The organism is Marinobacter sp. THAF197a, assembly GCF_009363275.1.
Taxonomy (GTDB): domain Bacteria; phylum Pseudomonadota; class Gammaproteobacteria; order Pseudomonadales; family Oleiphilaceae; genus Marinobacter.
This window is the reverse complement of the sequence record NZ_CP045324.1, coordinates 1,430,179-1,456,143: the sequence shown is the minus strand read 5'-3', so window position 1 is coordinate 1,456,143 and position 25,965 is coordinate 1,430,179. Positions and strand designations below refer to the sequence as shown.

General features: G+C 58.5%; 26 protein-coding genes. 2 read left to right on the top strand and 24 right to left on the bottom strand.

The genetic code is table 11. The features are described from left to right. Positions 1-17: 17 nt before the first annotated feature. The 7 genes from FIV08_RS06710 to flhA all read right to left on the bottom strand — a co-directional run bounded on the left by FIV08_RS06710 (position 18) and on the right by flhA (position 8,688). Positions 18-2,111 carry a chemotaxis protein CheA gene (locus FIV08_RS06710; protein ID WP_152437764.1) on the bottom strand — a complete coding sequence of 698 codons (2,094 nt, stop codon included), beginning with the start codon at positions 2,109-2,111 and terminating at the stop codon, positions 18-20. A 20-nt stretch (positions 2,112-2,131) separates the two neighbouring features. Continuing rightward, complete coding sequence (locus FIV08_RS06705; RefSeq protein WP_138436592.1) at positions 2,132-2,917, bottom strand: protein phosphatase CheZ; 786 nt, start codon at positions 2,915-2,917, stop codon at positions 2,132-2,134. A 20-nt stretch (positions 2,918-2,937) separates the two neighbouring features. Next, positions 2,938-3,321, bottom strand: a complete 384-nt coding sequence (cheY, locus tag FIV08_RS06700; protein WP_011785448.1) for a chemotaxis response regulator CheY — start codon at positions 3,319-3,321, stop codon at positions 2,938-2,940. 159 nt (positions 3,322-3,480) lie between these two features. Then, complete coding sequence (locus FIV08_RS06695) at positions 3,481-4,224, bottom strand: RNA polymerase sigma factor FliA (RefSeq protein WP_061331817.1); 744 nt, start codon at positions 4,222-4,224, stop codon at positions 3,481-3,483. A gap of 32 nt (positions 4,225-4,256) precedes the next feature. Then, on the bottom strand, positions 4,257-5,069 hold the full coding sequence (locus FIV08_RS06690; RefSeq protein WP_058090155.1) for a MinD/ParA family protein: 813 nt from the start codon (positions 5,067-5,069) through the stop codon (positions 4,257-4,259). 70 nt (positions 5,070-5,139) lie between these two features. Continuing rightward, on the bottom strand, positions 5,140-6,456 hold the full coding sequence (gene flhF, locus FIV08_RS06685) for a flagellar biosynthesis protein FlhF (RefSeq protein ID WP_152437763.1): 1,317 nt from the start codon (positions 6,454-6,456) through the stop codon (positions 5,140-5,142). Between the two features lie 57 nt (positions 6,457-6,513). Beyond that, positions 6,514-8,688, bottom strand: a complete 2,175-nt coding sequence (flhA, locus tag FIV08_RS06680) for a flagellar biosynthesis protein FlhA (protein WP_058090157.1) — start codon at positions 8,686-8,688, stop codon at positions 6,514-6,516. Positions 8,689-8,913: 225 nt separating this feature from the next. On the opposite strand from flhA, the gene upp reads away from it, so the two are divergent. Together upp and FIV08_RS06670 are read left to right on the top strand one after the other, a co-directional pair. Continuing rightward, positions 8,914-9,552 (top strand): uracil phosphoribosyltransferase, encoded by a 639-nt coding sequence (upp, locus tag FIV08_RS06675; RefSeq protein ID WP_058090158.1) that lies wholly within the window; start codon positions 8,914-8,916, stop codon positions 9,550-9,552. 2 nt (positions 9,553-9,554) lie between these two features. Further along, a complete protein-coding gene (locus tag FIV08_RS06670; protein ID WP_152437762.1) occupies positions 9,555-10,808 on the top strand; it encodes a uracil-xanthine permease family protein in 1,254 nt (417 codons plus the stop codon). A gap of 282 nt (positions 10,809-11,090) precedes the next feature. Here the strand turns inward: FIV08_RS06670 and flhB are convergent, their stop codons facing one another. From flhB to fliF, 17 genes are all read right to left on the bottom strand, one after another. Next, positions 11,091-12,227, bottom strand: a complete 1,137-nt coding sequence (flhB, locus tag FIV08_RS06665; RefSeq protein WP_152437761.1) for a flagellar biosynthesis protein FlhB — start codon at positions 12,225-12,227, stop codon at positions 11,091-11,093. A 2-nt stretch (positions 12,228-12,229) separates the two neighbouring features. Then, a complete protein-coding gene (gene fliR, locus FIV08_RS06660; RefSeq protein ID WP_072677661.1) occupies positions 12,230-13,015 on the bottom strand; it encodes a flagellar biosynthetic protein FliR in 786 nt (261 codons plus the stop codon). A gap of 4 nt (positions 13,016-13,019) precedes the next feature. Beyond that, positions 13,020-13,289: a flagellar biosynthesis protein FliQ gene (gene fliQ / locus FIV08_RS06655; protein ID WP_106695404.1), complete on the bottom strand. Its 270-nt coding sequence runs from the start codon at positions 13,287-13,289 to the stop codon at positions 13,020-13,022. Between the two features lie 10 nt (positions 13,290-13,299). Further along, positions 13,300-14,061 (bottom strand): flagellar type III secretion system pore protein FliP, encoded by a 762-nt coding sequence (fliP, locus tag FIV08_RS06650; protein WP_072677662.1) that lies wholly within the window; start codon positions 14,059-14,061, stop codon positions 13,300-13,302. 4 nt (positions 14,062-14,065) lie between these two features. After that, positions 14,066-14,512: a flagellar biosynthetic protein FliO gene (fliO, locus tag FIV08_RS06645; RefSeq protein ID WP_152437760.1), complete on the bottom strand. Its 447-nt coding sequence runs from the start codon at positions 14,510-14,512 to the stop codon at positions 14,066-14,068. A 1-nt stretch (position 14,513) separates the two neighbouring features. Beyond that, entirely contained in the window at positions 14,514-15,017 is a 504-nt protein-coding gene (fliN, locus tag FIV08_RS06640) for a flagellar motor switch protein FliN (protein WP_058090165.1), read from the bottom strand. Continuing rightward, a complete protein-coding gene (fliM, locus tag FIV08_RS06635; RefSeq protein ID WP_058090166.1) occupies positions 15,010-16,008 on the bottom strand; it encodes a flagellar motor switch protein FliM in 999 nt (332 codons plus the stop codon). Before fliM ends, fliN begins: the two co-directional genes overlap by 8 nt. A gap of 40 nt (positions 16,009-16,048) precedes the next feature. After that, positions 16,049-16,552, bottom strand: a complete 504-nt coding sequence (locus FIV08_RS06630; RefSeq protein WP_152437759.1) for a flagellar basal body-associated FliL family protein — start codon at positions 16,550-16,552, stop codon at positions 16,049-16,051. Positions 16,553-16,733: 181 nt separating this feature from the next. Beyond that, complete coding sequence (locus FIV08_RS06625; protein WP_152437758.1) at positions 16,734-17,876, bottom strand: flagellar hook-length control protein FliK; 1,143 nt, start codon at positions 17,874-17,876, stop codon at positions 16,734-16,736. 85 nt (positions 17,877-17,961) lie between these two features. Next, positions 17,962-18,312 carry an Hpt domain-containing protein gene (locus FIV08_RS06620; protein WP_152437757.1) on the bottom strand — a complete coding sequence of 117 codons (351 nt, stop codon included), beginning with the start codon at positions 18,310-18,312 and terminating at the stop codon, positions 17,962-17,964. Further along, positions 18,305-20,098, bottom strand: a complete 1,794-nt coding sequence (locus FIV08_RS06615; RefSeq protein ID WP_416376906.1) for a SpoIIE family protein phosphatase — start codon at positions 20,096-20,098, stop codon at positions 18,305-18,307. Before FIV08_RS06615 ends, FIV08_RS06620 begins: the two co-directional genes overlap by 8 nt. Then, positions 20,073-20,378 (bottom strand): STAS domain-containing protein, encoded by a 306-nt coding sequence (locus FIV08_RS06610; protein WP_058090171.1) that lies wholly within the window; start codon positions 20,376-20,378, stop codon positions 20,073-20,075. The genes FIV08_RS06615 and FIV08_RS06610 overlap by 26 nt, the downstream gene beginning before the upstream one ends. 133 nt (positions 20,379-20,511) lie before the next feature. Beyond that, a complete protein-coding gene (fliJ, locus tag FIV08_RS06605; protein WP_152437755.1) occupies positions 20,512-20,955 on the bottom strand; it encodes a flagellar export protein FliJ in 444 nt (147 codons plus the stop codon). Further along, positions 20,955-22,346 carry a flagellar protein export ATPase FliI gene (fliI, locus tag FIV08_RS06600; RefSeq protein WP_152437754.1) on the bottom strand — a complete coding sequence of 464 codons (1,392 nt, stop codon included), beginning with the start codon at positions 22,344-22,346 and terminating at the stop codon, positions 20,955-20,957. Before fliI ends, fliJ begins: the two co-directional genes overlap by 1 nt. Continuing rightward, complete coding sequence (locus FIV08_RS06595) at positions 22,327-23,217, bottom strand: flagellar assembly protein FliH (protein ID WP_152437753.1); 891 nt, start codon at positions 23,215-23,217, stop codon at positions 22,327-22,329. Before FIV08_RS06595 ends, fliI begins: the two co-directional genes overlap by 20 nt. Further along, entirely contained in the window at positions 23,217-24,263 is a 1,047-nt protein-coding gene (gene fliG / locus FIV08_RS06590; protein WP_058090175.1) for a flagellar motor switch protein FliG, read from the bottom strand. Before fliG ends, FIV08_RS06595 begins: the two co-directional genes overlap by 1 nt. Next, a complete protein-coding gene (gene fliF, locus FIV08_RS06585; protein WP_152437752.1) occupies positions 24,256-25,959 on the bottom strand; it encodes a flagellar basal-body MS-ring/collar protein FliF in 1,704 nt (567 codons plus the stop codon). Before fliF ends, fliG begins: the two co-directional genes overlap by 8 nt. Positions 25,960-25,965: the final 6 nt, after the last annotated feature.

Here is a 25,965-nt window from a genome sequence, read left to right as displayed (position 1 = left end):
TGTCTGCCCTGGCACCGCTAACCGTAATGTTGAAGAAGGCTGGGTACGTCAATAATCAGGGCAATGCGGCCGTCACCGGTGATGGTGGCCCCGGCCATACCGGGCGTACCCTGTAACGCCCGCCCCAGCGGCTTGATCACCACCTCTTCCTGGCCGATCAGCTGGTCCACCACGAACCCGACCTGCTTTGTACCCATGGCCACAATCACCACATGGGCGTTTTCCGGCTCTTTCTGGCCAGCCGCGCCATGTACCAGCCAGCGCTTGATGTGGAACAGCGGGAATACCTTGTCACGAACCACGATGCATTCCCGGCCATCGACGATGTTCGTTTTCGACAGATCCAGATGGAAAATTTCAACCACGTTCACCAGGGGCAAGGCGAAGGACTGATCGCCCAGCATGATCATCAGCGTAGGCATGATCGCCAGGGTGAGCGGCACCTTGATAATAATGCTGGTGCCCTTGCCCTGTTCAGACACGATGTTGATCTGGCCGTTAAGTTGGCCGATCTTGGTCTTCACCACGTCCATGCCCACGCCCCGGCCAGACACATCGGATATCTGTTCCTTGGTCGAGAAACCAGCGGCAAAAATCAGGTTAAAACACTCGTTATCGGTCAGTCGATCTGCGGCATCCTGGTCGTACAGCCCCTTCTCCACCGCTTTTCGGCGCAGAACATCAGGGTTCATACCCGCGCCATCGTCAGAGATGGAAAGCAGGATATGATCCCCCTCCTGTTCCGCTGACAGGGTAACGGTGCCAGCACGGGGCTTACCGGCCTTTTCCCGCACCTCTGGCATTTCAATGCCATGATCAACGGAGTTTCTTACCAGGTGAACCAGCGGGTCGGACAGCGCTTCGACCAGGTTCTTGTCCAGGTCGGTTTCTTCCCCGTGCATCACCAGGTTGATTTCTTTCTTCAGCCCTCGGGCCAGGTCTCGTACCACCCGTGGGAAGCGCCCAAATACCTTTTTGATCGGTTGCATGCGAGTCTGCATGACCGCCGCCTGCAAATCGGTGGTCACCACGTCGAGGTTGGCGACCGCCTTGTGCATATGTTCATCTTCGCTCTCGGAGCCCAGACGCTGCAGGCGATTACGGACCAGCACCAGCTCACCCACCATATTCATGATGTCGTCAAGGCGCTTGGTATCCACCCGCACGGTGGTCTCGGCTGCGGGCGCCGCATCTCTTGCCGGGGCGGCGGGGGCTGCCGGTTTGGCTTCCTGCTTGGCGGGTTCCGGTTGTTTTGGCTCCGGCTTCTTTGGCTCAGGCTTGGCCGCAGGCTCAGGTTTGGTCTCCGCTGCGGGGGCTGCACCAGGGCTCTTGCCTTTGCCGTGCAGCTCATCCAGCAGGTTTTCAAACTCGTCATCGGTGATCAGATCATCACCAGTGGATGATTTTGCCGGTTCTTCTGGTTCCGGCTCCGGCGGGGTGTCGTTATCAACAACCGGGGGGCCGGCAAACTGGCCTTTGCCATGCAACTGGTCCAGCAGGGCTTCAAATTCGTCGTCGGTGATCTCGTCGCCGTCTGACCCGGCGTCATTGGCAGAGGTGTTTTCCGGTGCGGCCGCCGGCTGTTGCTCCGCACCTTTTTCATCGGCCAGGGCATCCAGCAGTTGCTCAAACTCTTCGTCGGTAATATCACCGGAATCATTGCCGGCACCCACGGCAGGTTCGGGTTCTGGCGTTGGCGTTGCCGGCGCTGCCGTGTCGCCTTCCGGCTTGGCAAGTTCATCCAGCGCGGCGATCAATTCGTCCGGAGCCGGCGTCGGCTCTTCACGGTTACGAACCTGATCAAACATGGCGTTGACGTGGTCCAGGGCTTCCAGCACCACGTCCATCAATTCGGAGGTAACCTTGCGCTTGTGGTTGCGAAGGATATCGAACACATTTTCCGCAGAGTGACAGCAGTTGACCAGCGCTTCGAGCTGCAGGAACCCGGCACCGCCCTTGACCGTGTGGAAACCACGGAAGATGGCGTTGAGCAGGTTGCTGTCATCCGGATGCTGCTCAAGATCTACCAGCTGCTCGGACAGCTTTTCGAGAATCTCGCCGGCCTCAACCAGGAAGTCCTGCAGGATCTCTTCGTCGGCATCAAACGCCATGCGTCACCCTCTATAATCGTTCAGAAACCGAGACTGGATAACAGGTCATCAACGTCGTCCTGCCCCGAAACTACATCATCACGCTCCTCAGCCTTGATCTGAGGCCCTACCCCTTTTTCGGCCGATTCTTCTTTTTCTTCAATCTGGTGCACGGTGCCGGTGAGCTGGTCCACGTGGCTGGCCATCACCACCAGGCCAAGCAGGTTCTCTTCGACTTCTTTCACAAGGGCCGTGACTTTCTGGATAACCTGCCCGGTAAGATCCTGGAAGTCCTGGGCCAGAAGGATTTCAGACAGATTGCTGTACAGGGTATCGGAATCTGTGGCCAGGCCCGCAAAGAAGCGATCAATGCGGCCGTACAGTTCCCGGAATTCTGCCGGCTCCATTTCCCGACGGCGCAACCGCTGCCATTCGTCTCGCAGGGCGGTCGCTTCGTCGCGCATGGTGTGCGCCACCGGCATGCTTTCTTCGACCAGGTCCATGGTGCGATTGGCCGCCTGGCTGGTCATCTGGACAACGTAGGCCAGCCGATCCGAGGCATCGGACATCTTGGACAAGGCTTCTTTCTGCTCGGCACTGCGGGCGTCTATCTGAAAATTCCGGATAGCCTCGTGCAGGCTCCGGGTCAACCGCCCCACTTCCCGATAGAGGCTCTGGTCGCGAACTTCACTTAGCTCGTTGATCACCGACATTGCCCGGGCGTAGTTACCGGAACTGATACATTCGGCCAACTCCGAACTCTGCTGCTGGAGCTTTTCGGTTACCTCCGGGTCGAGGCCCTGATGGTTCTCGTTCTTGTCAGTCATGACAGCCATCCGACCTCTGGTTACTGGATTCGCTCGAAGATCTTCTCAATCTTTTCCTTGAGAACGGCAGCGGTAAAGGGTTTGACGACGTACCCGTTAACGCCGGCCTGGGCCGCCGCCACAATCTGGTCACGCTTGGCCTCCGCAGTTACCATCAGCACCGGCAGGTTCTTCAGGTTCTCGTCTGCCCGCACCGCCTTGAGCAGATCAAAACCCGACATGCCTGGCATGTTCCAGTCGGTCACCAGGAAGTCGTACTTGCCGCTCCTGAGCATGGGCAAGGCAGTGTTGCCATCGTCCGCTTCATCCGTATTGGTGAAGCCAAGATCGCGCAGCAGATTCTTGATGATTCGCCGCATTGTGGAAAAGTCATCCACAATGAGAATTTTCATGTTTTTGTCCAATGGGACCTCCAGTCAGTAACACCCGGATTTCATTAAGCCTTTTGAAAGTCTAGCAGGCCGCTGCTTTAACCGCTTATTGTGTGTTGTTTGGCCGCGTTGTAAAGCGCCGGTTACCAAAATCTACACAGTTACGCGCCGCGCGGTCAGCGCCGGCCCGGTTTATTCTGGCTCGTCTTCCCGCCAATCGGACAACCGTCCCCTGAGACGAAGGGCCGCCTGGCTATGAATCTGGCTGACCCGGCTCTCGCTGACGCCAAGCACCGCGCCAATTTCCTTCAGGTTGAGCTCTTCCTGGTAGTAGAGGCTCAACACCAGCTTTTCTCGCTCAGGAAGCTCCTCAATTGCCTCTGCCAGGCTTTTCTGGAATGCATTTGATGCAATGCCATCCAGGGGATTATCGCTGGCCTCTGTTTCTTCTATCGGCAGCTCCCCGGATTCATTGAGCTCATCAAGGCTAAAAAGTCGGCCACTGTTGGCGTCTGCCAGGGAGGCATGATATTCCGACAGGTCAATGCCCAGCTCTTCGGCAACATCAACATCCTGGGCCTCGCGCCCGGTGCGGTCTTCAACCGTCTTGATGGCTGCCGCGATACGGCGGGCATTGCGGTGAACGGAGCGGGGAACCCAGTCGCCCTTGCGGATTTCATCCACCATGGCACCGCGGATACGAATACCTGCGTAGGTTTCAAAGGTGGCACCCTTGCCGGTGGAATAGCGTTGCGCAGCTTCCAGCAGGCCGATCATGCCCGCCTGCATAAGATCTTCAAGCTGAACCGAGGCCGGCAAACGGGCCATCAAGTGTAGGGCGATTTTCTTGACCAGCGGCGCATGCTCCTCAATCAGCTGAGAGGGACCTTTTGCGCCAGCCTGATGGTAGATTCCCAGGTTTTTCGCCAATGTCATGTATCCGGTTTTCTTATAGGACTGGATTCAGATCAGACTTCGACGAGCCGCTCCACGAAAAACTCCAGATGCCCTCTTGGCGATGATGGCAGCGGCCAGCTGTCCACTTTCTCTGCCAGGGCACGGATCGCCAGCGACGCCTTGGCCCGTGGATAGGCATCCAGAACGGCCCGCTGCCGCTGAACGGCTTTTTTGACGGCTTCGTCGTAAGGCACGATACCTACATATTGTAGTGCTACATCAAGGAAACGCTCGGTGACACGGGTCAGTTTTTCATACAGATGCCGACCTTCCTGCTCATTTCGCACCTGATTCGCCAGAATACGGAAACGGTTGGTACCGTAGTCGCGATTCATCAGCTTGATCAGGGCATAGGCGTCGGTAATCGAGGTAGGCTCATCGCACACCACCAGCAGCAATTCCTGGGAGGCCCGCAGGAAACTGACGACGGACTCGGAAATACCGGCTGCGGTGTCAACAATCAGCACATCAATCTGGTCACCCAGCTCGCTGAAGGCGTTGATCAGCCCCGCATGTTCCATCGGGCTCAACTGGGTCATACGCTGGGTGCCGGACGATGCGGGAACAATCTTGATACCACCCGGGCCGTTGACCAGAACGTCCTTGAGGTCGCACTCGCCACTGAGCACATCCTGCAGATTGCGATTGGCGGTAATGCCCAACAGCACGTCGATATTGGCAAGGCCAAGGTCCGCATCCAGCAACACCACCCGCCGGCCTTTCTGGGCCAGCGCGATACCGAGGTTGACGGACACATTACTCTTGCCGACACCGCCCTTGCCGCCGGTAACCGCAATCACCTGAACCGGATGTGGTCTGCTCATACTGTTATCAGTCTCTTACTGCGTTCTTGTGTGGGCACAAACGGCAGCGCACCGGCTGTACCACCGGGCCTCAGGCCCCTTCTGCAACGGCCTGGCCGTGCTGCATTGTTTTCAGGCGTTCTACGCCCAACCGCACCAGAGGAATGGCCTCGGCCCAGTGCAGGTCTTCGGGAATCTTCTGGCCATCGGTATACCACGCCACTGGCAGGCCGGTTTCCATGACAAAGCCCAAAGACTCACCCAGTGTCAGCGCTTCGTCAATCTTGGTCATGACGCAGCCTGCAAGGTTTGCCATCTTATAGCAATGCCACACGGATTTCATGATGCGCGGCTGGCTGGTGGCAGACACGACCAGATGGGTACGGATATTGTGATCGCTCCGGGCCAACTCCGCCAGCTGTTCCTGATAACCGCGATCCGAGCTGGTCAGCCCGGCGGTATCAATCAGAACCAGGTGCCGATCTGACAATTCGTCCAGAATGTCATCCAGGGAATGACTCTCGTCCACAACCCGGACCGGCACATTGAGAATACGGCCAAACACGAATAGCTGTTCATGGGCTGCCACCCGGTAGCGATCGGTGGTGACCAACGCCAGGGAATCCGGCCCATGCTCCAGTACATATTGGGCTGCCAGCTTGCCAATGGTGGTGGTCTTCCCAGACCCGGTTGGCCCCACCAGCGCATAGACGCCGCCGGCCTCAAGCCAGTCTTCCCGAGCGGTACGTACGCCGGTGGCCAGCATCTTCAGGGATTGCTTCCAACCGTCTTCCAACCTGCCGGCACGATGCTGACGGGACAGAGAGGTTGCCAGCTCCGCGCCCAGACCAAATTCCTGCAGCCGCTCGGCAAGCCTCTGCTGAACTGCATTGGATGCCGCGACTGCAGGCTTCTCGGGTACCGAGGTACGGCCGCTGACCATCTCTCTCAGGGAGTTGATTTCCGCTCTCATGCTCGCCAACTCATCCGAGTAGCCCGCCGCTGGCCGGCCACCTGCATTGCCCACCGAGGTCGACCCCCCGGCCAACTCACCTGACCAGTCGGCAGCCGGCCGATCGTCAGCCGGTGCACGATCATATTCCGCGCCGACACCCGCCCGCTTCTCCCGCACTTCGCGAATGCGACTGCGTGATCGGTTCAACTCTTCTTCCAGCCGACGATGCTGGTCTGCCTGCAGCTCCGCCAGGCGCGAGCCGTTGGTGGCCTGTGCCGCTTTCTCGCCAAGGCGCTGGCGTGCCATATTTTCGTCATAGTCCAGGGCCGTCACAATTTCGACGCCTCCGTCCACCCGGCGATTGGACAAAATAACGGCATCCGGTCCCATCTCATGACTGACCTGTTTCAGGGCTTCGGCCATGGTCTTTGCAAAAAACCGTTGTACTTTCATAGCGCTTCATCCTCCACCGGCGTGCCCGAATCGGGTGTTCGCCTTGCCCTGCCGGCCTTACTGACCAACAGAGGCGACTATCGTGATCTGTTTGTTATCCGGAATTTCCTGGTACGAGAGCACATGCAAACGCTCTACCCCATAACTGGCAAACTTTGCCAGCACTGGCCGCAAGGGCCCGGAAACCAGAAGAATCGCCGGCTTGCCCAGCATTTCCTGGCGCTGAACACTGTCCTGAAGGGACCGCTGCAGCTTTTCCACCATATTGGGCTCAAGCACCAGGCCAATATCGTCCTGTCCGCCGGATTGTTGACTCTGTTGTACTGACTTAAGCAACAACTGTTCCAGGTCTGGATCCAGAGTGATCACCGGTATCTCGGTGTCGTTGCCACAGATGCTTTGAACGATCATTCGGCGCAACGCCTGCCGAGCCAGGGTGGTCAACAGTTTCGGGTCCTGGCTTCTGGGGTGGACGTTAACGATGGCTTCGGCAATGGAGCGCATATCCCTGACCGGCACTTCTTCCCGGAGCAGATTCTGAAGCACCCGCAACAGGACGCTCACGGAGATCGTCGTAGGCACCAGCTCCTCAGCCAGTTTCGGAGCCATTTTCTCCAACTGGTCCAGCCACTTCTGGGCCTCTTCATGGCCGATAAGTTCATGGGCGTGCTTTTGCAGAATCTGGTTAAGGTGGGTAGCCACCACCGTGCTGGCATCCACCACGGTGTAGCCCAGAGTCTGGGCCTGGTCTTTCTTGTCAGGCTCAATCCAGATGGCATCCAGGCCGAAGGCCGGGTCTTTGCCGGCAATGCCTTCCACCTTGCCGAACACCTGGCCCGGATCAATGGCCAGCTCACGTTCCGGGTGAATCTCCGCCTCGGCAATGGTCACACCCATCAGGGTAATGCGATAGACGTTTGGCATCAGGTCCAGATTGTCCCGAATGTGCACTGACGGCATCAGGAAACCCAGATCCTGAGACAGTTTTTTGCGAACCCCCTTGATGCGACTGAGCAGCTGCCCGCCCTGGGATTTATCGACCAGAGGAATCAGCCGGTAGCCCACTTCCAGACCAACGATGTCAACGGTCGCCACATCATCCCAGCCCAGCTCCCGGGTTTCACCGGGCGCCGGCAGCGCCTGTCCTTCTGCGCCGGACCGATCCTGAACCACCTCGCCACCGGCACGGGGCGCTCCACCAGCCATGCCGCCACGACCGGCGTAAACGCCCTCTTCTTCCACAGTCTGGCTTTGCTTTTTCCAGATCAGCCAGGCCGCACCGGCCGCAAGGCTGCCCAATCCAAGGAAGGCAACATGGGGCATGCCCGGAATCAGGCCCAGGATAATCAGGATGACGGCGGCAATACCGATGGCCTTCGGCGCGTTGAACATCTGATGAATGATCTGCCCGCCCATGTCCTGGCTGGCCGTTACCCGCGTTACCATGATGGCAGCGGAAGTAGACAGCAACAGTGATGGAATCTGGGCAACCAGGCCGTCACCGATGGTCAGCAGCGCGTACCGCTGCATCGCCAGGCCAAAGTCCAGGCCATGCTGGAGCATGCCGATCGAGATACCACCGATGATATTGATCGCAAGAATCAGCAACCCCGCAATGGCATCGCCCTTCACAAACTTGGACGCACCATCCATGGACCCATAGAAATCCGCTTCCTGGGCAATCTCCGAACGGCGGCTTTTGGCCTCGTCCTGGTTGATCAGGCCCGCGTTCAAATCCGCATCAATGGCCATCTGTTTGCCGGGCATGGCGTCCAGGGTAAAGCGGGCACTGACTTCCGACACCCGGCCGGCGCCCTTGGTCACTACCAGGAAGTTGATGATCATCAGGATGGCAAACACCACCAGACCAACGGCGTAGTTACCGCCGATCAGTACCTCACCGAACGATTCGATCACCTTACCGGCGGCATCGCCACCTTCGTGACCGTTGAGCAGGACAATCCGGGTAGAGGCCACGTTCAACCCCAGGCGCAGGAGCGTGGCAACCAGCAGTACCGTCGGGAACGACGCAAACTCCATGGGCCGAAGCGCGTACACACACACCAGCAGGATGACGATGGACAAAGTGATGTTGAAGGTAAAGAACACATCCAGCAGGAAGGCCGGCATGGGCAGGATCATCATACCCAACAAGCCCATCAGCATCAGCGGAATACCGATACTGCCCCGCGTCAGGGTTTTGACGTTACTCAGAACTAACGCTCTGTCCATGCTGGATACTTCTCCGCTCTGCCGTGCTTTCCGGAACTGTCAGGGTCGAAAATCTGACGCGGCGCGCCAATCTGGGAGAGTCATCGCAAGAACCGTACCAGGCCTTACAATTTTTGATATTTACGGCACGACCAGCGCCTGACGCAGGCGCCCAGATACGGTATCCTTGCGCCATTTATTGCATCCGAATCCAAGCCCGAACATTCGAACACACAGGTGACCCCAATGCCGATCCACGAAGTGAAGCACCCCCTGATCCGCCACAAACTCGGCCTGATGCGCCGCGCAGACATCAGCACCAAGAATTTTCGTGAACTGGCACAGGAAGTTGGCGCGCTTCTGACCTACGAGGCGACCAAAGACTTCAACCTGCAGGAAAAGACCATTGATGGCTGGGCCGGGCCGGTGACCGTGGAACAGATTCACGGCAAGAAAGTCACCATCGTGCCGATTCTGCGCGCTGGCCTGGGCATGCTCGACGGCGTGCTGAGCCTGATCCCGGTGGCACGAGTGAGCGTGGTAGGCCAGATCCGTAACGAAGACACCCTGGAAGCTGAAACCTATCTGGAAAAGCTGGTGGGCGAGCTGGACCAGCGTATGGCCCTGATCATCGACCCGATGCTGGCCACCGGTGGCTCCATGATCTCCACCATCGACCTGCTCAAGAAAGCCGGCAGCACCGAAATTCGGGCCCTGGTGCTGGTGGCTGCCCCGGAGGGTATCGAGAAAGTACTGGAGAAACACCCGGACGTTTCCATCTACACCGCTTCTGTTGATGAGCGCCTGAACGAAAAAGGCTACATCCTGCCTGGCCTGGGCGATGCCGGTGACAAGATCTTCGGCACCAAGCAGAAGGACGTCTGAGCATGCAGGAACACACCAATGAACCCGTATGGAAGCAGGCACTAGCCGGCTCCCAGATGCTACTGGTCGCCTTCGGCGCCCTGGTATTGATGCCCCTGATCACCGGGCTGGACCCCAACGTCGCGTTGTTTACTGCCGGCGTCGGCACCCTGATCTTCCACGTGGTCACCGGCGGCCAGATCCCCATCTTCCTGGCCTCATCCTTTGCCTTTATCGCACCAATCATCGCCGCCAAAGGCCGCTTCGGGCTGGAAGAAACTCTTGGGGGCCTGATGGCGGCCGGCATCCTGTACATCATCCTAGCCGGCGCCGTGCGGGCAAGGGGCACGGGCTTTGTCACCCGCCTGCTGCCGCCTGTGGTCATCGCCCCGGTGATTATGACCATCGGCCTGGGACTGGCATCGGTGGCGGTGCATATGGCCTCTGGCCGCACCGGAGACGGCGCCGCCGAACTGGTGCCCTACAACACCGCCATTGTCATCGCCATGATCTCCCTGGCCGTCACCATCGTCATGTCGGTCTGGGCCAAGGGCATCTTCCGGCTCATCCCGATCATGTTCGGGGTGATCGTTGGCTACATCCTGTCCTGGTTCGCCGGCATTGTAGACACCACCCCGGTCCAGGAGGCCCCGTGGTTTGCCGTTCCCAACTTCGTCGCACCCGCCTTCAGCTGGGGCGCCATCCTGTTCATGATCCCGGTCGCCATCGCCCCGGCCATTGAACACATCGGCGACGTACTGGCCATCGGCAACGTCACCCGCAAAAACTACCTGCAAAAGCCCGGCCTGCACCGCACCCTGCTGGGCGACGGCCTGGCCACCAGCGCCGCCTCCATGCTCGGTGGGCCACCCAACACCACCTACTCTGAAGTCACCGGCGCCGTGATGCTGACCCGCAACTTCAACCCGAAAGTCATGTGGTGGGCCGCCGGTACCGCCATCGTCCTGGCCTTCGTCGGCAAGTTCGGTGCAGCCCTGCAGACCATTCCGGTTCCGGTTATGGGCGGCATCCTGTGCCTGCTGTTTGGCTCCATCGCCGTGGTCGGCCTGAACACCCTGATCCGCCACCAGGTAGACCTGTCCCAGTCCCGTAACCTGGTGATCGTAGGCGTGACCCTGGTGTTCGGCATCGGCAACATGGTGGTTGGTACGCTGGAAGGTATTGCTCTGTGCGCGGTTGTCGCGATCGCCTTGAACCTGATCCTGCCAGGCGAGAAAGAAGCCTGGGGTAAGCGAATTCAGGAGCCCAAGGCTTAGTAAATGAAACCGGTCAGGTCGACACGAGCTCGGCCTGACCTCTCTCCCCTAACAGCCGCCGGATTTCCATCCCGGCGTTGTCCGATTCAATTCACGAACGCTCTGATTCCTATACTGGCCAATTCGGTCGCGAGCCGTCGGCATGGCCTCCCAAAAATCTCGTAGGCCATGGAGGGCCGGAGCGAAGCGCTCATGGATGAGCTCGTAGCGTTTTTTGGGAGGCCATGCCGACGGCTCGCCGCACCAAACCATCAGGCTACAATCAGAGCCAAACTCCAAGATCTAAATATCGCGCCGCATCTCCGGCGGAATCGGAAAATCAGGCATGCCCGGTTTTGCCCCGCGCCCCTTGCGGAACTGCCGAAGCTGAAACACATAAGCCAACACCTGAGCAATGGCCATATACAAACCATCGGGAATCTCCTGCCCCACATCGGTGTTGTGATACACCGCCCGGGTCAGCGGCGGCGTCCGCAGGATCTCTACCTTGTGCTCACGGGCAATCTCCATAATCTTGAAGGCAATCTCATCCGCCCCCTTGGCCACCACCACCGGCGCGCCCATCGAATCCTGGTTGTACTTTAACGCCACCGCATAATGGGTCGGGTTGGTAATCACCACATCCGCTGTCGGCACATCCTGCATCATCCGGCGCTGGGCCATCTCACGCTGCAGTTGGCGAATCTTGCCCTTTACCTCTGGCTTACCCTCGGTGTCCTTGTACTCGTCCTTCACCTCCTGCTTGGTCATACGCAGCTTCTTCTGGTGATCGTAGATCTGAAACGGCACATCAATCATGGCAATGATGATGGTGGCACAGGACAGGAAAAAGAAGCTCCAGCCCAAGGTCCAGACCACATGGGCCATGGCCGGAATAACCGGCTCTTCAGCGATCGCAAGCAGGTCCTCAGTGCGCAGGTTGAGAATCAGAATGGCCACCGAAAGCACCAACCCCACCTTGGCAATGGCCTTGACCAGCTCAATGAGGGAACGCATCGAGAACATCCGCCCCAGACCCTTGATGGGATTCATCCGGCTGCCTTTCGGGGCAATCGCCTTGGCGCTGAACAACAAACCACCAATGCCAATAGAGCCTGCGATGGCCGCCACCAAGAGCATGATCAGAATGGGAGACAAGGCAAAGGCAGCTGCCTTGGCAGAAAGTATGAGTTGAACACTCATGTGGCGGGTGTCGTAGATCGCGGCGCGCTCAATCACAAAGGCATCCCGCATGATGCTCTCAAGGGTTGCCCCAAGACTGCCTCCAAACATCAGAAGGCCGCCAGCACCGGCCAGTAACACCGACATGGTGGCCAGCTCTTTCGAACGAGCAGTCTGGCCGTCCTCCTTGGCTTTCTCAAGTCGTCGGGGGGTCGGCTCTTCGGTTTTCTCCTGGCTGTTATCGTTCTCTTCAGCCATGGCTATGGTTGCCCCTGCAGCTGCCGCATAAAATCAAAGGTTTCCCGGGTGTACTGCTCAAAGTGCGGCAGAAAATTGGCGTGCAGCACCCAGATAGCAAACAATCCAAAAATCAGGCCAATGGGGAAACCGAGGGCAAAGATATTCATCTGCGGAGCGGCGCGGGTCATCACGCCAAAGGAGATATTGACGATGAACACGGCAGTGACGGCGGGCAGTGCCAGAAGAATGGCCGACACAAACATCCAGCTGATCCGGTGGGCAAGATCCCACACGCCCGCCTGGCCAAGCCCCTCCATGCCAATGGGCATGATGTAGAAGCTCTCAATGAACACTTCGAACGCCACCAGGTGTCCGTTCATGGCGAGAAACAACAGAGTGATGGTGATGGTGTAGATTTGCGCCAGTACCGGCACGTTGACGCCATTGGCCGGGTCCATCATGGAGGCAAAACCAAGACCCATCTGCATGGCGATCATCTGGCCGGCAATCACGAAAAGCTGCCACAGGGCGGTCAGCGCAAACCCCAGCCCAACGCCGATCAGGATTTGCTGCAGGGTGATCACCACGGCATCCGCACTGAACGCCTCAACCTGGGGAACTTCGGGAATCAACGGGGCAATGAGGACAGTCATCAGCAGGGCCAGCCCGAGACGCACCCGTGCGGGCACCAGCTGGGTGCCAAAGATAGGGATAACCATCAGGAAACTGGCCAGCCGGAACAGCGGCCACAGGTGCTGGCCCACCCATTGGCCAATCAGGTCTGCACTGAACTCCGCCGGTACCATCCCGTCAGCCGATCAGGAAAGGGATGCTGGATATCAGGCGATTGGCATGATCGAGCAGCAGGGTCAGCATCCACGGGCCGAGCGCAATGATCACTATCAGTGTGACCAACAGGCGAGGTAGAAAGCTCAGGGTCTGCTCGTTGATCTGGGTAGCTGCCTGGAAGGTACTCACCACCAGACCGATCACCAGACCCGGCCCGATAATGACGGCGGCAAGCAACACGATCATCCAGAGCGCTTCGCGCAGAATGTCGATCACGGTCTCTGGGGTCATGGCTGGCCTCCTATATCCCGTAACTGGCGGCAAGGGTACCCATGATCAGGGCCCAGCCATCCACCAGAACAAAGAGCATGATTTTAAATGGCAAAGAGATGATGATGGGCGACAGCATCATCATACCCATGGCCATCAGAACACTGGCCACCACCATATCGATGATAAGAAAGGGTATGAACAGAATAAACCCGATCTGAAACGCTGTCTTGAGTTCACTGGTCACAAACGCCGGCATCAGCACCCAGAAGGAAACGTCTTCGGGGGTTTCATACTGCACATCCGCGATGCGCATAAACAACGCGAGATCAGACTCCCGCGTCTGCTCCAGCATGAACCGGCGGAACGGCTGGCTGGCCAGCTCCACGGCTTCCAGGGAGGTGACCTCCTCCTGCATATAGGGCTGCAACCCCACCCGGTTGGCTTCTTCCAGCACTGGCTTCATGATAAAAATACTCAGGAACAGTGCCAAACCCAGCAGAATCTGGTTGGATGGCGTTGCCTGCAAACCCAGGGCCTGCCGGAGAATGGCGAAGACCACGATGATGCGGGTGAACGATGTCATCATCATCAACATGGCGGGCAGGAAGGTCAGTGCTGTCATCAACGCCAGGATTTGCAGGGTGACCGAGTATTCCTCGGTTCCGTTTTCTCCAGGCTGCACCGTAAAGGCCGGAATGCCTGGCAGGTCGGCAAAAGCCGCAGGCGCCAGCAACAACCCGGGGAACAGCAAAAGCAATGGCAGACAGCGTTTGAGCAGAGCCACGGTCATAGCGTCAGTCTTTCCTTTCCGGTGCCGACCAGGACTTGCCGATCATGCCCTGTAACCGGCGGGCAAACTCACCGGTGGGAGGGTTGGCGGAATCCACAACCGGGTGGTCGAACACCTGCAGGGTTCGAATGGTGGAAGGGGTAATACCCAGCAATATTTGTTGGCCACCCACCTCCACCAGGGCAATCCGCTCCCGGGCCCCAATGGCCAGCACAGAGACCACCTTGATCGCGTTGTTATTCATGCCGGTCATGCCGTTCATACGCCGGATCAGCCAGGCACAGCCGTAGATCACCGCGACAACCGCCAGCAACCCAAGGCCCAGGCTGACAATGGTCCCCAGAGTATCCGGCGCGTTTCGGCCAGCGTCCCGAGCCGGTGCACTGGCCTCCTCGGCGAATGCTGGAACAGCAAAAATAAGGGGCACCAGGCCGTTCAGAAGTCGCACCATGTTACTTCTGCAACCGTTTGATGCGCTCACCCGGGCTGATCACATCGGTCAGGCGGATACCGAACTTTTCATTCACCATCACAACCTCGCCGTGGGCAATCAAGGTGCCATTCACCAGCACATCCAGCGGCTCACCCGCCAGTCTGTCCAGCTCAATCACAGAGCCCTGGTTAAGCTGCAGCAGGTTGCGGATTGGAATCTGGGTGTTGCCCACTTCCATGGAGATGGTCACTGGAATATCGAGGATAACGTCGATATCCGGAGCTTCCCCGCTACCACCCATACCTGCGTCGTCAGGGAATTCTTCCATCGGGGCGGCACGGACATCCTGCCCGGGCTCATCGGCTCCCTCGGCTTCGGCCATCGCGGCTGCCCATTCGTCCTCACGGCCATCCGCATCGCTCTCTTCAGAACCGCCGGTTTCCTCCATGGCAGCTTCCCACTCAGCAGCCAGCTTTTCGTCCTCGCTGAGCTCCTTATCGTCTTTCTTGTCGTCCTCAGCCATTGCGTCCCACCTTCAGTTGTTTCTTTACTTTGGGCAATGTCGCCCGCTCATGAATTCTCAGCGCCAGCTTTCCGTCTCGGGTTCCCAGTGTGGCCTTGTAGATCGGAATTCCATTGGCGGTAACCGTCAAATGCTCGGGCACTTCTACAGGGATCACATCCCCGGCCTTCATCCTGGCAATATCCCTAAGTGATATCCTGCGCCGGCAAACCGTTGTATTGATCGGAACATTCACTTCCTTGATGTCTTCCTGCAGGGCATTAACCCACCGCTCATCAACATCGTCGATATCGCTCTGCACCCCGGCATCCAGCACATCCCGAATGGGCTCAATCATGGAATAGGGCAAAGCAAAGTGCAGCTCACCACCACCGCCATCCAGTTCGATATGGAAGGTACTGACCACCACCACTTCGCTCGGGCTGACAATATTGGCCATCGCCGGATTCACTTCCGAGCTCAGGTATTCGAATTCCACCTGCAGGACCGCATGCCAGGCTTCTTTCATGTCGTGGAAAACCTGGTTCAGAACCATCTGGACAATACGGGTTTCGGTGGGCGTGAATTCACGGCCCTCGATCTTGGCGTGCCTGCCCTCCCCGCCGAAGAAGTTATCCACCAGCTTGAACACCAGCTTGGCGTCCAGAACGAACAGCGAGGTGCCACGCAGTGGGCGCACCTTGCACAGGTTGAGACTGGTGGGCACATACAGGGTGTGAATATATTCACCGAACTTCATGATCTGCACGCCACCGGTGGAGACGTCAGCATTCCGGCGTAAAAGGTTGAACAGGCTGATACGGGTGTAGCGGGCAAACCGCTCGTTGATCATCTCAAGGGTGGGCATACGGCCACGGACGATACGGTCCTGACTGGCCAGGTCGTAGGTCTTTACGCCGGTTTCATCAGTCTCTTCATAGGTATCTATGTCACCGTCATCCACACCGTGGAGAAGCGCATCAATTTCGTCCTGTGACAATAAATCCTGCATACCTGACCCTGCCCTGAGATTCGTTTACCCGATCGGGTACCTATTGCACTACAAAGTTTCTGAATAGCACCCGCTTGATCGACGGCTCGCCTTCTTCCTCAAGCACCTGATTAACGGTCGTTAGCAGCTGCTCGGCAAGGGCTGACCGCCCTTCCGGCGTTTGCAGCTCATTGAATTCACTGTTCCCCAGAACCATCACCAACTGGCTGCGAATCAACGGCATGTGTGTTTCCGCCGCGGCCAGGGCGGCTGGGTCCGACGCTTCGAGTGACAGGTGAACCTGGGCATAACGCTGGCGCCCCTGGGCCTGAACTGTCGTCACCAGAGGGCGCTCCAGGTCAATATAGCTGCTGGCGACAAAGGCCGGCTCTGCCGGAGAGGCCTGCTGCTCTCCCTCTCCGCCACCTGGAAGGCCTCCCCCCAGGAACCAGAGCGTTCCAGCGACCGAAAGCGCAACTGCCAGAACAATGATCACCACCAGCATGATGATGAGCTTCAGTTTACCTTTCTTGGCGGGTGCCGGTGCAGCAGTGTTCTCAGCCATAATGTCCGCTTTGTCAGATTTTTGTCAGTCAGGCAATCTGCACCTGACTTTCCATGATTAATGCAAGGGGCGGGCCAGAACTCCCATCCCCCCCGGTTCAGAACCGCAGTTTAGCGTTGCCGGAGGGGATGGGCAAAGAGGATTGGAGAGTTAACGCAAAGCGGTCAGAAAACGAACAAGATCAGGCAAACACATCCACCTCACCCTTCCAGGCCAGGTCGAGGCCAGCCATCTCTTGCAGGGACTCATCAGTATCTCCGGTCAACGGCCCGCCACTTTCGCCAGCCGACGCATGCTCTCCGGAACCATCTCCCTGCTCACCACCCTGCCTGCCGGGCTGGTCGGAAACATCAAACTGACTCAGAGACAAACCCTGCTCCCCCAGCATATCCCGCAGCCTGTGGGAGTTGAGTTCCAGCTGCTCCCGTACAACCGGGTTGGCGGCATGCACGGTGATGTTGGCCTGGTCATTCTGTACCCGAACCTTTACCTCCATCGGTCCCATATCCGGCGGCGTCAGGTGAATTTCTGCCACAGACATGTTTCGGGCGGTCAGCCAGCTGAGCTTGCCCATCACCTTGTCGCCCCATTCCGCCTGCCCCACGGGCACTTCTACCGATGTGGCATATCCCTTCAGGGGCACAGCAGCCTCTGCCGCCAGCCGTGCGGGCTGCGCCGCCTGTTGTGAAGCAACCTCGAGGGCTGCCTGGAATTTGGGGGCCGACAACAGGTTGGCGGGATCAACCGGTCTTGTACTTTCACCGGCCACGCCGGCCGACAACAGGTCAGTTAGTTGCGTACTCAGATTCATGGTGGCGGTAGCCGGGCCTTGTTGTCCGTTCTGGCCATTGATGGCGCCTTGCATGCCAGCCATCGGCATCAGGGCGGGGTTCATCAGGGGATCGGCATCCGTAGCCGGCAAGGCATTGCCTGCGGGCGTTAGCAAGGACTGCAGACTGGCGAAGGTCATGGTCACTGTATCAATCTGGGCAGGATCGTCCTGTTCGGCCGCCGTGCGCTGTGAACCAGGCTCTTTACCCGCTGTAACCGGGGCGCCCGGCTTATCGGCACTTTCCGAGGCAGTGGACTCTTTGGGCGCATTGGCGTCTTTCTTGTCGGCACGCCGGGCTTCGCGCTTGTCCTGAACCGCTCGGCTCTGGTCCTGACGGTCTGCCTGCTTTTGGTCCAGGCGCTTCCTTTCCGCGCGGGAGACCTCGTCAAACCGAGATTCAGAGCCGGAATCCCGATTGCTCGCCGGTTTGTTGGTCGCTGTGTCCTTCTGTGCCCCCGGCGCTGGCGCCTGGGGAAGAATCATCTGCTGCATGGCAACCTCTTGCCGCTTTATCAACCTGTATTGCCCGCAATCGGGCTCTGAGCAGAAGATTGCAAAAGCGATGCCAGAACAGGTGTCAGGTTGATTCACCAAAGGAATTCAGCCGTGTGGTCACCTCAGAGAATTCCACTTCTATGGCTTTGACAATGGGCTCTGCCGCATCCAGGTTGCCAGCCTTACCCGCCTGCTCAGCCTCCATACACAATGCCCCGAGACACGGCGCACCGATATTGATACAGCTGCCCTTGAAACTATGGGCGGTTTTGGCAAAGGCATCGGCGTCGCCTGCTTCCAGGGTCTGTCTGAGGCTGTCCAGGCGCGTTCGCGAGTCTGCCAGATAGGTCTGAATCAATACTTCAAACTCATCTTCCATGACATCCTGCAATTCAGCCAACGCCTCTTCGTCAAGATGTGGTTTGTCAGTCATCTGCAATCCTCTGCGTATCGTTGTGGCCGGAAGGCGCATTGTCGGCGAGTGCGGTTGACTCCCAATCATAAACGATTTCTACATGATTGCCGCGCCCATGCACCCTCAGCTGCCGGGTCATCCGGCGCAATAATTCAAGGCCGCGGCCCGCGTAACGTGTACCGGGAGGCAACCTCTGTTCCAACACCTTCTCAGAATAACTCTCAAAATCAAAGCCCTGCCCGCTATCCTCACAAACCACATGCAACCGACCGCCGGTATCCGTGGGCTGGTGGCTCAGGGCAAACCGGATATAGTGGCCGTTGGTATGGGCCAGTCGACGTCTTCTTTCCTTGTAATAGTGACCAAATCCGTCGGGGGATGTTTTCCAATCCGACGGCAGTTCGAGCACGCCGTGTTCCAGGGCGTTGTTGTAGAGCTCGGACAACAGGGTGTAAACCTCACCGCTCTTGCGACGAAGACCAGGGACCTCCATACAAATGTGGAGCAGTAGGGGTAGCGGGTTGAAATCTGCTAGCGTTCGCTCTCGTACCTCATAGACACAGTGCCAGTCGACCGGCCCTGACAGCGCCGATTCCGGCGCCCGGTCAGTCCGTGCCTGGAGCTGTTCGTGATGAATGATTTCCAGCACACACAGCGTCAGATCATCCGCGGCATCCGGTTTTCCGGTGAACATGCGAATGTGCTCCATCAGCGCATCAAAGGGCTCCTTTGGTGGCTCAAGATCCGCCAGAACCCGGTGCACGCCTGCTTCCCCGAATTGCTCACCCCGGACATTCCGTGACTCCGAGAAGCCATCGGTCATGATGACAACCTGATCACCAGGTTGCACAGGCAGCACCGTCATGGAGGCCTGGAACTGATCGGGGGCCTGGACCCCCAACGGCAAATGCCGGGAGGGGATGGTCAGGTGTTTGCCATTGGCACGCACCAACCAGCCATCCGGCAATCCGCCATTCCAGGCGCGCAGCTGGCCCAGCTTGAAATCAGCATCGAGCATGGCCCCACAACAGAACATCCCCACCGGCAGGATCTTCTTCAGCTTTCGATTGATCTCAGAGAGAATGTCCGCCGCGCCAAACCCCTTGGTTGCCATGCCGTAGAAAATCTCGGCAACGGGCATGGCGCCGATGGCCGCAGGCAAGCCATGGCCAGTGAAATCTCCCAGAAAGATCAACGTACCGCCCCCGGGACGTTCCGCAGCAAACAGTACGTCGCCATTGAAGACAGACAGCGGGGAAGCGTGGTAGCGGATATGGGGTGCATTCAGGCATCCGGTATGGGCAACGTTGTCGAATACCCGCCGGGCGACCATCTGTTCCTCGACCAGTTGTTCGTGCTGCCGGCGGATCTGGTCCCGCTGGTCTGATAACACCTGGTGCATCTTGCGCATGCGATTGAAGGCATTGATCTTGGCTTCCAGGATCACCCGGTTATAGGGTTTCACCAGAAAATCGTCGCCCCCAGCCTCCAGGCAACGGGCCAGCTCAGTGGCATCGGACAGGGAACTCAGGAAAATCAGGGGGACCAGACGTTCACCGGCCAGGGCCTTGATCTGCCGGGCCGCCTCCATGCCATCCATTCTGGGCATCAGCGCATCCAGCAGGACGATATCCGGCTGATGGTCACAGAACATGCCAACCGCCTCTACGCCGTCCCTGGCCTCAACAACCTGATGGCCAAGTCGCCGAACCAGGGCAGAGAGGATCAGCCGGTCACTGTCGCTGTCTTCAGCGATCAGTACCTTCAGGGCGTCGGCCTCAGCCGATGCTGAAGAGTTGCTCAAAATTGGAGATAGAGAGGATGCGCCGGACATCGCTGTTGCAGTTCTCGATAGAGATACTGGCACTGTCTCCACCGGCATGGTCCCGCAACAGGAGCAACATACCCAGGGCGGAGCTGTCGAGGTAAGTGGTGTCGGAGAGATCGATCACATAACGGTTGACGCTGGCATCACTGTGCTCATAAGCGTCTCGGAAGGCCTGATGAGTGCTGAAATCAAAACGGCCCTCTACCCGGATTGTCAGAGTCTGACCGTCGTCACTCCGGCGCGTTTCTATTGGCATTCCGTCACCCCCCGGCCCCTGTGTTCAACGATCATGGCAGTTCTCCCTGCTCAGGTTTCACCGTATCTGGTTAAGCATAGCCAAGTTAGCGAAAAATGCATCCGTTGCTTCTGACCCAAATCAATTGGCAGCACTAGCGGTTTCGGCGGGCAAAGGCACGGCCGGCGGCTTCATCCGCCAACTTCTGATCCTTCATGTCCTGATCCCGCTGTTCCTGTTGGCGGCAGGATTCAATGTACTTTTCCATACCCCGACGTCTCTCCCAGGCCTGCTGCCACTCTTTACGGCGAACCTCGAACACCTGCTCGGCCTGCTGCAACTGGCGGTTCTGCTGGGCAATTACCTGATCGAGCTGGGCAATAAAGGCTTGCCAGGCCTGCAGCCGAGCCACGGGGACTACCCCCTGCTGATTGGCACGGATCTGGTCACGGTATTCCTGCTGGTAGCGCTCCAGGTTTTCCACCTGTTCCCGATGCGCTTCAGCCTGCTTGCGGGCCTCACCCATGCGCTCCAGAGCTTCTTGCTCCTTACGTTCCTCCAGCGCGAGTACCGGTTCCAGCCGCCTCGAGCGTAACATCAACCTTCACCACGCTCGGCGGCGGGGTTATGGACGGCGGTCTTGCGCCGTTCCGGCGAGCGGCGCTCCGGAACCACTTCCAGCAACTGTTCTATGCTCTCGCTCAGGGGGGCGGACTCGTTCAGCCCCTGCTGCAGGAATTGCCGCATATTACCGATGTGCTGAATAGCAAAGTCGGTTTCCGGGTCCGAGCCCTTGACGTAGGCACCCACACTGATCAGGTCCCGCGCCTGCTGGTAACGGGAATACACCTGTTTGAACCGCTGGGCGCGGGAGAAATGTTCGGCTTCGGTAACCTGAGGCATGACCCGGCTGATAGACGCTTCCACATCGATGGCCGGGTAATGGCCCTCTTCGGCCAACCGGCGGGACAACACAATATGGCCATCCAGAATCGCCCGGGCAGCATCGGCAATCGGATCCTGCTGGTCATCGCCTTCTGTCAGAACGGTATAAAAGGCGGTGATGGAGCCACCACCTGGCCGTCCGTTGCCGGTCCGTTCAACCAACTGTGGCAATTTTGCGAAGACCGAGGGCGGATAGCCTTTTGTGGCGGGCGGTTCCCCCACAGCCAGGGCAATCTCACGCTGGGCCTGGGCATAACGGGTAAGCGAATCCATCAACAGCAGCACCCGCTTCCCCTGATCACGATAGTACTCGGCAATACGGGTGGTCAGCATGGCGGCCCGCAGCCGCATCAGCGGCGAATCATCCGCCGGGGCAGCCACCACAACCGAGCGGGCCAGACCTTCCTCGCCCAGAATGTCTTCGATGAACTCCTTGACCTCCCGACCCCGCTCACCAATCAGGCCAACCACGGTGATATCGGCGTCGGTAAACCGGGTCATCATGCCAAGCAGCATACTTTTACCCACACCGCTGCCGGCGAACAGCCCCAGCCGCTGGCCCTGGCCCACAGTCAGCAAGGCGTTGATCGCCCGGATACCCACGTCCATGGACTGCCGAACCGGAGCCCGGTTCAGTGGGTTAATGATGTCTCCTGCCAGCTGGACCCTGGCCTCAGCCTGCAAAGGCCCTTTGCCATCCAACGGATCGCCAGCACCGTTCACTACCCGCCCAAGCATTTGCGGGCCCACCGGCACCAGGCTGGCCGACGACAGCGGAATCACCCGGGCGCCGGGCTTTAAGCCTTCGATGGCCGTCAGCGGCATCAGGTAAACCTTGTCTTCCTCGAAGCCAACCACTTCTGCTTCCACACTGCCGCTGCTTTCGCCCTGAATGATGCAACGATCACCCACGACCATCGGGCAGCCAACACACTCGAGGGTCAGTCCCACCATGCGGGTCAATCGACCAGACAATTCCGGTTCGGGTTCAGCAACAATGGCGCCCTGAAGCTGGCGCAGGCGTTCAGCCAGGCGGTAGGTCATCGTCCTCGCCCTGCTCTGGTGCGGCATTCGGAAAATCAGTCTCGGGACTGGTCATGTCCGATTCGCTCAGGACGTCCCGATGAAAATCGCTCCGGTCCGCCATGATTGAACCCAGCTCTTCATCTTCGGCGCCGGCGTGATCACTCAACTGCTCCTCAAGCATGCCCTGTACCGCCCGCTGAAAGCGTTTCTCAACGGTGTAGTCCACCAGACTGTGGCGGGACTCTACTTTACATCCGCCAGGCATCAGGGTGTCGTCTTCGATGATTGAGGGACTGACTTCCAACCGTTCGGCCACTTCGCGAACCGGCTCAAGATCATCCGGGTGAATATGTATTCGGAGGTTATCGGCGGTGGAAGGCAAGGCCGCAAGGGCTTTACGGACCACCTGGCGAATCTGGGAAGAATCCAGGCTAAGCTCCCGGTAAACCACCGCCCTTGCCAGCACGGTGGTCAAATTGACCAATACAGATTCCAGTTCTTCCTCATGGCGCTGGATCGGCAACACCAGTTCGCCCAGCAAATGCTCCAGGCGATCAACCCGGGATTCCACTTCCTTTCGAGTCGCTTCTTCGGCCTGCTGCTGGCCCTGTTCCCGGCCCTCTGCTTCGCCGGCCTGAAGCCCCTGCTGGTGCCCCTCGGCACGGCCTTTCTCAAAGCCTTCCTGGTAGCCTGCCTCCCGGCCTTCCTGAAAGCCGTCTTCCCTGGCGGCCTGACGAATCTCTTCAAGATCCGCCGCTGTCAGCGGTTTGACTTCCTGCTCCTGAACCACCTGGTTGCCCCGTTCATCAAGCAGGGGAAGTTCCCACCGTTCCCAGGCGGTCAGCTGTTCTTTCGGAATGCGCTTGGTGTCCTGGTCTGAATCTTTCATCACATCATTTCTTCACCGGCACCACCGAGGGAAATCTCACCGGCTTCCGCCATCCGGCGTGCCACGGTAATGATGTCTTTCTGGGCGGCTTCCACCTCGCTGACTTTCACCGGACCCTTCGCTTCCAGATCGTCCTGCAGAAGTTCAGCGGCACGCTTCGACATATTCTTGAAGATCTTGTCCTTGACCGCATCATCAGCGCCCTTAAGGGCAACCACCAGCACTTCGGAAGATACTTCCCGGAGCAGCGCCTGAATGCCGCGGTCGTCCACTTCCTTGAGGTTGTCGAAGACAAACATCAGGTCTTCAATGGTTGAGGCCAGATCCGGGTCCATGTCCTTGATGGAGTCCATCAGGTTACCTTCAATGCCACGGTCCATGAAGTTCATGATATCCGCCGCCCGTTTGACACCGCCAATCCGACTGGTCTGGGCTGCGGAACCGCCAGAGAACTGTTTTTCGAGAATGTCGTTGAGCTCCTGCAGAGCCTGGGGCTGGATGCTTTCCAGAGAGGCTACCCGCATCATGACATCAAGCCGGACTTTTTCATCCAGGGTTGCCAGAATTTCGGCGGCCTGGTCGGGATCAAGGTAGGAAATGACGATGGCCTGAATCTGGGGGTGTTCATAACGGATAATATCGCCAACGGCCCGTGGCTCCATCCATTTCAGGGTATCCAGGCCCGTGGTGTTGCCGCCCACCAGAATCCGGTCAATCAAACTGGCGGCTTTGTCATCGCCCAGGGCCTGGGTCAGCATGGCCCGGATGTAATCGTCATTACCAACCCCGAGCCCGGTCTGGCCGCCCACGGCTTCGACAAACTGGTTCAACACAAAGGTGACGTCGTCTTTACTGATATCCCTCATCTGGGCCATGGCAACGCCCACACGCTGTACTTCTTTCGGGCCCATGTGTTTGAGCACCTCGGCGGCATCTGCCTCGCCCAGGGACATCAACAGTATGGCCGCCTGCTCGACACGCGGAATCTTGCGCTGCTGTTTTCTGGGGGTGTTATCCCCCTGGAACTGAGCGTTCTCTTCAGTCATCGACATTCACCCACTGGCGCATGACCTGAGCAACCCTGGCCGGGTCTTCCGCAATCAGGCCTTTGAGAGCATTCAATTGCCTATCATAACTGTCTGTGGCACCCGGCAAAAGCAGATCATCCTGGGCTGACATAGCGTCTCTGAGCGCATCGCCGCCCTCGATTCCATCCAAGCCACCGTAACCACCACCGTCAGATTCATCACTGCGCTCTTTGGTTCCCGCGCCAGAAAGGCTCTTGAGCGTGGGCCGTAGCAAGCCTAACACCAGAATCAGAATCACCAGGCCGGCCAGAACCTGCTTCATCAGGTCCCAGAACCAGGGCTGCTCCCAGAATCCAGGCGTGTCAAACTCCACCGATTCTTCCGGCGAAAACGCCGTGTTCATAACCGTCACACTGTCGCCTCGGGCGGCCGAGTAACCGACCGCATCCCGCACCAGCATACTCAGGCGCTGAAGTTCGGATTCCGGCCAGGGCTCATAGGTAACCTGCCCGGTTTCCGGGTTCACCACCTTCATGTCATCCACTGCCAGGGCAACGGTTACCCGCTTGATACCGCCCAACTGCTGACGTGTATAGCTGACGGTGCGGTCCAGTTCATAGTTTCGGGTGGATTCACGACGCACATTCACCGGAGGTGCCGCGGGAGCACCATCACCTTCCTGGCCCGCTGCCTGTTCAGGCACGGTTGCATTGCCCGGGGGCTGGTTGCTCAAGGCACCCGGAATGCCACCGTTCGCACCGGCACCGCGTTGTTCACTCAGCTCACGTTCGCTGCGCACCGCCTGCTGTTCCGGGTTATACAGTTCTTCCGCCCGCTCCACGGCGGAGAAATCGAGATCTGCGGTGACTTCCGTACGGAAGCGTCCATTGCCGACAATCGGGGCGATCATTGACGCCACCCGGCGCGAAAGACGGTCTTCAACCCGCGCCGTATACTCGTACTGGTCTTTCATCTGGTCGGCATTAGCCCGGGTTTCGTCCCCGGTCAGCAGATTGCCGTTCTGATCCACCACCGTGACCTGTTCCCGGCTCATCATCGGCACACTGCCGGCGACCAGGTTAACAATGGCGCGGATCTGTTCCTGTTCGGGCCGGCGACCGGCAAACACTTCCAGGAACACCGACGCCGTTGGCTCTCGGGCATCCCGGATAAACACCGAACGCTCGGGAATGGCCAGGTGTACCCGGGCATTGCGTACACCACGCATGGTGGCGATGGTGCGGGCCAGCTCACCCTCGAGACCACGGCGATAGCTGATGGTTTCCATGAACTGGGAGGTACCCAGCCCCCGGTCCTGATCCAGCAACTCGTAACCGATGGTACGCCGATCGGTCACCCCCTCGGCGGCCAGTTTCAGGCGGGCGTTATGAACTTCATTAGAAGGAACCAGGAGTGCGCCAGTGCGCGGGTCCATACGGTACTTGATGCCATTGCTGTCCAGAATGGTCGTGACATCCTGTGGGTTGTAGGCAGAGAGATCCCCCACAACCGGCTGGTAGTTGGGCTCCTGGGCCCAAAGCACCACGGCAACCCCTAGCGCAACACTGGCCGCCAGGCCGACCATCAGGCCAACCTGTCGTAACAGGTTCAGGCGGTTGAAGCCCAGCAGAAGGTTGCTGCGGCTTTCAGGTGCATCCGCGTCCTGGGTTGCCGGCACGTCAGTGGCAGTAGTTTGTGCTGGTACGCTTGCCATGCTGGT

Bases quoted from the DNA above. Each gene is read 5' to 3' on its own strand.
- FIV08_RS06670 (WP_152437762.1), top strand. From the start codon at position 9,555: ATGCAGGAACACACCAATGAACCCGTATGGAAGCAGGCACTAGCCGGC.
- FIV08_RS06690 (WP_058090155.1), bottom strand. From the start codon at position 5,069: ATGAGCAGACCACATCCGGTTCAGGTGATTGCGGTTACCGGCGGCAAG.
- fliN (WP_058090165.1), bottom strand. From the start codon at position 15,017: ATGGCTGAGGACGACAAGAAAGACGATAAGGAGCTCAGCGAGGACGAA.
- FIV08_RS06595 (WP_152437753.1), bottom strand. From the start codon at position 23,217: ATGAAAGATTCAGACCAGGACACCAAGCGCATTCCGAAAGAACAGCTG.
- FIV08_RS06710 (WP_152437764.1), bottom strand. From the start codon at position 2,111: ATGGCGTTTGATGCCGACGAAGAGATCCTGCAGGACTTCCTGGTTGAG.
- upp (WP_058090158.1), top strand. From the start codon at position 8,914: ATGCCGATCCACGAAGTGAAGCACCCCCTGATCCGCCACAAACTCGGC.
- fliI (WP_152437754.1), bottom strand. From the start codon at position 22,346: ATGACCTACCGCCTGGCTGAACGCCTGCGCCAGCTTCAGGGCGCCATT.
- FIV08_RS06695 (WP_061331817.1), bottom strand. From the start codon at position 4,224: ATGACATTGGCGAAAAACCTGGGAATCTACCATCAGGCTGGCGCAAAA.
- fliP (WP_072677662.1), bottom strand. From the start codon at position 14,061: ATGACCGTGGCTCTGCTCAAACGCTGTCTGCCATTGCTTTTGCTGTTC.
- fliJ (WP_152437755.1), bottom strand. From the start codon at position 20,955: ATGTTACGCTCGAGGCGGCTGGAACCGGTACTCGCGCTGGAGGAACGT.
- fliF (WP_152437752.1), bottom strand. From the start codon at position 25,959: ATGGCAAGCGTACCAGCACAAACTACTGCCACTGACGTGCCGGCAACC.
- FIV08_RS06610 (WP_058090171.1), bottom strand. From the start codon at position 20,378: ATGCCAATAGAAACGCGCCGGAGTGACGACGGTCAGACTCTGACAATC.
- fliQ (WP_106695404.1), bottom strand. From the start codon at position 13,289: ATGACCCCAGAGACCGTGATCGACATTCTGCGCGAAGCGCTCTGGATG.
- FIV08_RS06625 (WP_152437758.1), bottom strand. From the start codon at position 17,876: ATGCAGCAGATGATTCTTCCCCAGGCGCCAGCGCCGGGGGCACAGAAG.
- fliO (WP_152437760.1), bottom strand. From the start codon at position 14,512: ATGGTGCGACTTCTGAACGGCCTGGTGCCCCTTATTTTTGCTGTTCCA.
- flhB (WP_152437761.1), bottom strand. From the start codon at position 12,227: ATGGCTGAAGAGAACGATAACAGCCAGGAGAAAACCGAAGAGCCGACC.
- fliG (WP_058090175.1), bottom strand. From the start codon at position 24,263: ATGACTGAAGAGAACGCTCAGTTCCAGGGGGATAACACCCCCAGAAAA.
- FIV08_RS06630 (WP_152437759.1), bottom strand. From the start codon at position 16,552: ATGGCTGAGAACACTGCTGCACCGGCACCCGCCAAGAAAGGTAAACTG.
- flhF (WP_152437763.1), bottom strand. From the start codon at position 6,456: ATGAAAGTACAACGGTTTTTTGCAAAGACCATGGCCGAAGCCCTGAAA.
- flhA (WP_058090157.1), bottom strand. From the start codon at position 8,688: ATGGACAGAGCGTTAGTTCTGAGTAACGTCAAAACCCTGACGCGGGGC.
- fliR (WP_072677661.1), bottom strand. From the start codon at position 13,015: ATGGTACCGGCGGAGTTCAGTGCAGACCTGATTGGCCAATGGGTGGGC.
- FIV08_RS06620 (WP_152437757.1), bottom strand. From the start codon at position 18,312: ATGACTGACAAACCACATCTTGACGAAGAGGCGTTGGCTGAATTGCAG.
- fliM (WP_058090166.1), bottom strand. From the start codon at position 16,008: ATGCAGGATTTATTGTCACAGGACGAAATTGATGCGCTTCTCCACGGT.
- FIV08_RS06705 (WP_138436592.1), bottom strand. From the start codon at position 2,917: ATGACTGACAAGAACGAGAACCATCAGGGCCTCGACCCGGAGGTAACC.